This window comes from uncultured Dechloromonas sp. (assembly GCF_945957265.1).
In the GTDB taxonomy this organism is placed as follows: domain Bacteria; phylum Pseudomonadota; class Gammaproteobacteria; order Burkholderiales; family Rhodocyclaceae; genus Azonexus.
In genome coordinates this window covers 56,076-62,942 of record NZ_CAMFKO010000024.1, presented here as the reverse complement: position 1 = coordinate 62,942, position 6,867 = coordinate 56,076, and the positions used below count along the sequence as shown (strand labels likewise).

The window sequence follows — 6,867 nt, the reverse complement described above, 5'->3', positions numbered from 1 at the left end:
GCGGACCTTGACGTTGTAGTCGATAACCCGTTTTACGGGGACCAGAATCTTCATGCTTGTCTCCTCCCGACGAGGGAAAAAAGGCTCCCCGCCGGCCAGGAGACCGGCAGGGAAAACGCAAGGATCATTCGATGGCCAGCGCCGAATTGGCGTGCTGACGCAATACGTACTTCTGGATCTTGCCGGTCGAGGTCTTCGGCAGTTCGCCGAACACGACCTGCTTGGGCACCTTGAAACGGGCCAGGTGGCCGCGGCAGTGCTCGATGATCTCGGACTCGCTGCAGCTCGCATCGGCCTTCAGCTCGATGAAGGCGGCCGGCACCTCGCCCCACTTCTCGTCGGGCTTGGCGACGACGGCGGCGGCGATGACCGCCGGGTGGCGGTAGAGCACGTCCTCGACTTCCAGCGACGAGATGTTCTCGCCGCCGGAGATGATCACGTCCTTGGAGCGGTCCTTGATCTTGACGTAGCCGTCGCTATGCACCACCGCCAGGTCGCCGGTATGGAACCAGCCGCCGGCGAAGGATTCCTCGGTGGCCTTCGGGTTCTTCAGGTAGCCCTTCATGACCAGGTTGCCGCGGAACATGATCTCGCCCATCGTCTCGCCATCCCAGGGCACCGGCTCCAGGCTCACCGGGTCGAGCACGGTGATCGCTTCCTGCATGTGGTAGCGCACGCCCTGGCGGCCGTTGCGGGCGGCCTGCAGGTCGATCGGCAGCTTGTCCCATTCCGGCTGCTTGGCGCACACGGAGGCCGGGCCGTAGGTTTCGGTCAGGCCATAGACGTGGGTGATGTTGAAGCCCATGCGCTGAGCGCCTTCGATGATGGCGGCCGGCGGCGCGGCACCGGCGATGAGGCCGTTGACGCTGTGCGCGATGCCCTCGCGCAGGCTTTCCGGGGCGTTGATCATCATGCCGTACACGATCGGCGCGCCGCACATGTGGGTCACCGTGTGTTCCTTGATCAGGCCGAAGATCAGGGCCGGGTCGACCTTGCGCAGGCAGACGCTGGTGCCGGCATTGGCGGCCAGGGTCCACGGGAAGCACCAGCCGTTGCAGTGGAACATCGGCAGCGTCCACAGGTAGACCGCGTGCGGCGGCATGCCCCAGGAAATGATGTTGGACGCCGAGTTCAGGTAGGCGCCGCGGTGATGGTAGACGACGCCCTTCGGGTTGCCGGTGGTACCCGAGGTGTAGTTCAGCGCGATGGCGTCCCACTCGTCGTCCGGCAGCTGCCAGGCGAAATCCGGCGAGCCTTCGTTGAGGAAGGCCTCGTAGTCCTTCTCGCCGAGCTTTTCGCCGTCGGTGAAATCGGGGTCGAGGCTGTCGATGACCAGCGGCTTCGGCCCGTCGAGCAGTTCGAGGGCGGCCTTGACGACCTTGGAGAACTCGAGGTCGGTGATCAGTACCTTGGCCTCGCCGTGGGCCAGCATGAAGGCGATGGCTTCGGCGTCGAGACGGGTGTTCAGGGTATTGAGCACGGCGCCGATCATCGGCACGCCGAAATGGCATTCGAACATCGACGCCGTATTCGGCAGCATCACGGCGACGGTGTCGCCCTTGCCGATGCCGCGGCCCTTGAGCGCCGAAGCGAGCTGGCGGGCGCGGTCGTAGCTTTCCTTCCAGGTGTACTGACGGGCGCCCTGGATGACGGAAACGCGCTTGGGATAGATGAAAGCCGACCGTTCGATGAAGGTCAGCGGCGACAGCGGAACATAGTTGGCCGGATTCCGGTCCAGCCCTACGGTGTACGGGTTAACCACGGTTTTCTCCTCACGTTTTCTTGCCGAGTGTGCTGTTCTCGTTGCTGCAAGTTATTGCCGATTCAGGCTTTTCTGGTGCGCGCCCGTAACCGTTCTTTTATTGTTCGTGGAGAATCGCAGAACACTCTTGCGCAACTATTGGCAGAATGTAACGAATCGTTACATCGCAAAATCCTGCCGTTCGCGTGCACTAGAATCGTCCGATGCTGCCTGAAGCCCCCCCCGCCAACGCCCCCCTGCGCTACGACATGCTGCAGGCCGGGCTCGACCTGCTCGACCAGGGGATCACCGTGTTCGACGGCGATCTGCGGCTGGTCGCCTGGAACCGGACCTTCCTGCAGCTGCTCGAATTTCCCGATGCGCTCGCCTTCGTCGGCGCGCCGTTCGAGAGCTTCATCCGCCACAACGCCGAACGCGGCGAATACGGGCCGGGCGACCGGGAAACCCAGATCGCCGAGCGGGTCGCCGCCGCCCGCAATTTTTCCCAGCACGTCACCGAACGCCAGCGCCCGAACGGCCGCGTGCTGCTGCTGCGCGGCGAGCCGCTGCCGGACCGGGGCTTCGTCACGCTGTACAGCGACGTCACCGAGCAGCGCTATATCGAGCACCTGACCGAGCACCAGAACATCCAGCTCGACGAGCGGGTGCGCCGGCGCACCGCGCAGCTGGAAAACGCCAACGCCAACCTGCGCCGCGCCAACGAGGAAAACGAGCGCATCGCCGCCGCGCTCGGCCGCAGCGAAGCCCGCCTGCGCCTGATCAACGACACCATCCCCATCCTCATCGGCTACGTCGACAAGGACGAGATCTACCAGTACACCAACAAGGGCTACTCCGACTGGTACGGCCTCCCGGAAGGCGCCGTCACCGGCCGCAGCGTGCTCGACGTGGTCGGGCCGGCCGTCTATGGGCAGGTACGCGACGCGGTGCGCCGGGCGCTGTCCGGCCAGCAGGTCACCTACGAATACCAGATGCAGCGCCAGGAGCAGACGGTATTCGCGCAAAGCACGCTGGTTCCCGAAATCAGCGCCGAAGGCAAAACCCTGGGCTTCTTCGTGTTCTCGCACGAGATCACCGAACAGAAGCGCATGCAGGCGGCCCTCGTCCAGGCCCAGAAAATGGAGGCCATCGGCCAGCTGACCGGCGGCCTGGCCCACGACTTCAACAACCTGCTCACCGTCATCATCGGCAACCTGGCCGCCCTGCAGGATCACCGGCCAGACGATGCCGCGGTCAACGAATTCGTCGACCCGGCACTGCAATCGGCGCGCCGCGGCGTGCAGCTGATCAAGCGCCTGCTCACCTTCTCCCGGCAGCAGCCGCTGGAGCCGCAGGCGGTCGACATCGGCCAGCTGATCGGCGGCCTGGCCAAGCTGGTGCGCCGCACCCTGCCCGAATCGATCGCCGTGTCGACCGACCTGAGCGCCGCCACGGTGCATGCGCTGGCCGACCCCGGGCAGCTGGAAAGCGCCCTGCTCAATTTCGCCCTCAATTCGCGCGACGCCATGCCGGACGGCGGCCGCCTGCACATCGCCGCCCGCGCCGTCGAACTGTCCACCGACGCGGCGGCCTTCGACCTGCCGCCCGGCCATTACGCGCTGATCGAAGTCGCCGACAACGGCACCGGCATGGATGCGGCAACGCTGACCCGTGCCTGCGAACCCTTCTTCACCACCAAGCGCCTGGGGCTGGGCAGCGGGCTGGGGCTGGCCATGGCCTACGGCTTCGCCCGGCAGTCCGGCGGCGGCGTTTCGATCCAGAGCCAGCCCGGGCAGGGCACCACGGTGCTGATGGCGCTGCCGCTGACCGCGCCGGAAAGCGATTTCGATGCGGCCGGCGACGACAACGCCCTGCCGCACGGCGGAGAACTGGTATTGCTCGTCGAGGACGAACCCAACGTCCGCCGCGTCGTCCGCCAGCAGCTGATCGACCTCGGCTACCCGGTCATCGAGGCCGAGGATGGCGCGCAGGCGCTGGACATGATCGACCAGATCATCGACATCGCCATCGTCGTCAGCGACGTCATCATGCCGGGCGGCATCAACGGCCGGCAACTGGCCGAAACCGTGCTCGACCGGCGGCCGGACATGCGCATCGTGCTGATGAGCGGCTACACCGACGAACCCGGAACCGCCCCCGCCAGCGACCTGCCCGTCCTGGCCAAGCCCTTCGTACGCCAGGACCTGGCCCGCGCGCTGCTGCGCACCCAACGTGAGACGCCATGAAAGAGACCGATTCCGCCAAACTGATCGCCATCGTCGAGGACGACCCGGACGTCGCCCGGATCATCGAACAGGTGCTGCGCGATTTCGGCTTCCGCACCGTCTGGTGCCGCAGCGCCGGCGACCTGTTGCGCCGCCTGCGCACGCTGGCCCCCGACCTGTGCATCATCGACCTCGGCCTGCCCGACATGGACGGCATCGAGGCCATGCAACGGGTCAAGGCGCAATCCCCCTGCGGCATCCTCATCCTCACCGGGCGCGCCCATGTCAGCGACCGGGTCATGGGCCTCGAACTCGGCGCCGACGACTACGTGCTCAAGCCCTTCGAGCCGCGCGAACTGGTCGCCCGCGTGCGCAGCATCGTCCGCCGCCGCGAGGGCAGCGAAACGACGGCCCGCCAGATCGCCGAATTCGGCGGCTGGCGTTTCAATCTCGGCAACAACCAGCTGATCGCGCCCAATGGCGAGGAGCACGCGCTGAGTACCGCCGAATCGGAACTGCTGCGCGTTTTCGTCAACAACCCGAATCGCATCCTGCAGCGCGAAAAGCTGATGGGCAGCCGCGACATCGCCCCGACCGACCGCGCCATCGACGTGCGCATCTCGCGCCTGCGCCGCAAGCTCGAACCCGACCCGCAAAGCCCGGCCTTCATCAAGACCGTGTACGGCGCCGGCTACCTCTTCCTCGCCGCCGTCTCCTGGAGCAGCGACAAGGGCTGATGCCGAGCGGCACGGGCGGCCCGGAAAAACTGCCGGCCGGTCGCCATGCACAGGCCGGGAAACCCGGCCTTCTTGCGTGCGAAACCGACGATCAGTCGTCTTCGTCGTGCAGCTGGAACTTGCTCGCCATCTGCTGCTGCACGTTCGGCGGTACCGCCGAGTAGCGGGCGAATTCGATGGTATAGCTGCCCTGCCCGCCGGTCAGCGACTTCAGGCGCGACTGGTAGTCGTTCAGTTCGGCCAGCGGCACTTCCCCGGCAATCGCCGCCATGCCGTGACCGCGTCCGTCGGTGCCGGTGATGTGGCCGCGACGGCTGGACAGGTCGCCGGTCAGGTCGCCGATGGCGCCTTCCGGAACGATGATCTCGATGGCGACGATGGGCTCGAGCACGATAGGCCGGGCATTGCGGACGGCCTCGATCACCGCCTTGCGGGCGGCGATGGTAAAAGCCACTTCCTTGCCGTCGACGGCGTGGGTCTTGCCGTCATGAACGGTGACCCTGACGTCCTCAACCTCGTAGCCGGCCACGACGCCGCCCTCCAGCCCCTGGCGCACGCCCTTCTCCACCGCCGCCATGAAGACGCCCGGGATGACCCCGCCCTTGACCGCGTCGACGAACTCGAAGCCTTCGCCGCGCCCCCTGGGCTCGATGCGCAGATGCACCTCGCCGAACTGCCCGGCGCCGCCCGACTGCTTCTTGTGACGGTACATGGCCTCGGCCTGGCCGGTGATGGTTTCGCGATAGGGAATGCGCGGCGGCTGCGTGTCGACCTCCAGCTTGAACTGGCTGGCCATCTTGGCCAGCTTGGCCTTGAGGTGGATTTCGCCGAGGCCGCGGATGACGGTTTCGTTGCTGGTCGGATGGCGCTCGACGATGAAAGTCGGGTCTTCCATGGCCAGCTTGCCGAGGATGTCGAACAGGCGCTGCTCGTCGCCCTTCTTCCGGGTTTCCACGGCCAGGCCGGCCATCGGCCTGGGAAACTCGAGCGGCGCCAGGTGGATGTGGTCCTCGTCGTGCGAATCGTGCAGCACGCTGTCGAATTCGATCTCGTCGACCTTGGCGATGGCGCCGATGTCGCCCGGCAGCAGTTCGTCGACTTCCAGCGTGTCCTTGCCCTGCAACTGGTAGAGGTGGGCGACCTTGATCGGGCGCTTGCCGTCGCCGACGAACAGCTGCATGTCCTTCTTCACCGTGCCCTGATGCACGCGGAAGATGCCGATCTTGCCCATGTACGGGTCGGCGACCACCTTGAAGACGTGGGCCAGGACATGCCTGCCGGCATCGGGCACGGCCTGGAAGGCTTCCGTCGGGCCGCCCGGCTCGCCCCGATAGAACGGCGGCGGGTTGCCTTCGGCGGGGTTCGGCGCCAGCGCAGCCAGCACGTGCAGCAATTCCTTGATGCCGGCCCCGGTCTTCGCCGAGGTGAACAGGATGGGAATCAGGTGGCCTTCGCGCAGCGCCTTCTCGAACGGCGCATGCAGCGCGGCGGCGCTCGGGTCGGCGCCGTCCTCCAGGTACTGGGCGAGCAGGTCCTCGTCCTCCTCGACGATCTGGTCGATCAGCGCGCGATGCGCCGCGGCGACCGATTCGAAATCGGCATCGCCGGCATCGTGCTCGAGCACCTCGACGACATCGGCACCGCCGTGCGCCGGCAGGTCGAGCACCATGCACTGCTTGCCGAAACGCTCGCGGATATCGGCGACCAGGCCCGGCAGATCGAGGTTGTCGGCGTCGATCTTGTTGATGACGATCATCCGGCACAGCTTGCGCTCGGCGGCATGGCGCATCATGCGCTCGGTCATCAGCTCGACGCCGGTCTGGGCATTGACCACGACCAGGGCGGTATCGACCCCGGCCAGCGCGGCGATGGCCTGGCCGGCGAAGTCGGGATAGCCCGGGGTATCGATCAGGTGGACGTGGGTGTCCTCATAGCCGAAATTGACCACGGCCGAGTTCAGGGAGTGACCGGCTTCCTTTTCCTGCGGGTCGGAATCACCCACGGTATTGCCTTTTTCGATGCTCCCCCTGGCGGCAATGGCGCCGGTTGCGAACAGCAGGGCTTCGGCCAGGCAGGTCTTGCCGGCCGCACCGTGACCGACCAAAGCAATAGAACGAAGGGCCTCGCTAGCGTATCTGGACATCTTGTTCTCCCTGAAAAAATG

Annotated in this window: 4 protein-coding genes; 2 read left to right on the top strand and 2 right to left on the bottom strand. The window is 66.1% G+C overall.

The genetic code is table 11. The features are described 5' to 3' along the window. Positions 1 to 124 precede the first annotated feature (124 nt). Positions 125 to 1,762: an acyl-CoA synthetase gene (locus tag Q0P59_RS13260; protein WP_295006991.1), complete on the bottom strand. Its 1,638-nt coding sequence runs from the start codon at positions 1,760 to 1,762 to the stop codon at positions 125 to 127. Positions 1,763 to 1,965: 203 nt separating this feature from the next. Here Q0P59_RS13260 and Q0P59_RS13255 point away from each other — a divergent pair, with 203 nt between their 5' ends. Both Q0P59_RS13255 and Q0P59_RS13250 read left to right on the top strand, forming a co-directional pair. After that, positions 1,966 to 3,987 (top strand): PAS-domain containing protein, encoded by a 2,022-nt coding sequence (locus Q0P59_RS13255; protein ID WP_295006988.1) that lies wholly within the window; start codon positions 1,966 to 1,968, stop codon positions 3,985 to 3,987. Continuing rightward, entirely contained in the window at positions 3,984 to 4,703 is a 720-nt protein-coding gene (locus tag Q0P59_RS13250; RefSeq protein WP_295006986.1) for a response regulator transcription factor, read from the top strand. Before Q0P59_RS13255 ends, Q0P59_RS13250 begins: the two co-directional genes overlap by 4 nt. 91 nt (positions 4,704 to 4,794) lie before the next feature. Here the strand turns inward: Q0P59_RS13250 and fusA are convergent, their stop codons facing one another. Further along, on the bottom strand, positions 4,795 to 6,846 hold the full coding sequence (gene fusA, locus Q0P59_RS13245; RefSeq protein WP_295006984.1) for an elongation factor G: 2,052 nt from the start codon (positions 6,844 to 6,846) through the stop codon (positions 4,795 to 4,797). Between the last annotated feature and the right edge of the window lie 21 nt (positions 6,847 to 6,867).

Bases quoted from the DNA above. Each gene is read 5' to 3' on its own strand.
- fusA (WP_295006984.1), bottom strand. From the start codon at position 6,846: ATGTCCAGATACGCTAGCGAGGCCCTTCGTTCTATTGCTTTGGTCGGT.
- Q0P59_RS13255 (WP_295006988.1), top strand. From the start codon at position 1,966: ATGCTGCCTGAAGCCCCCCCCGCCAACGCCCCCCTGCGCTACGACATG.
- Q0P59_RS13250 (WP_295006986.1), top strand. From the start codon at position 3,984: ATGAAAGAGACCGATTCCGCCAAACTGATCGCCATCGTCGAGGACGAC.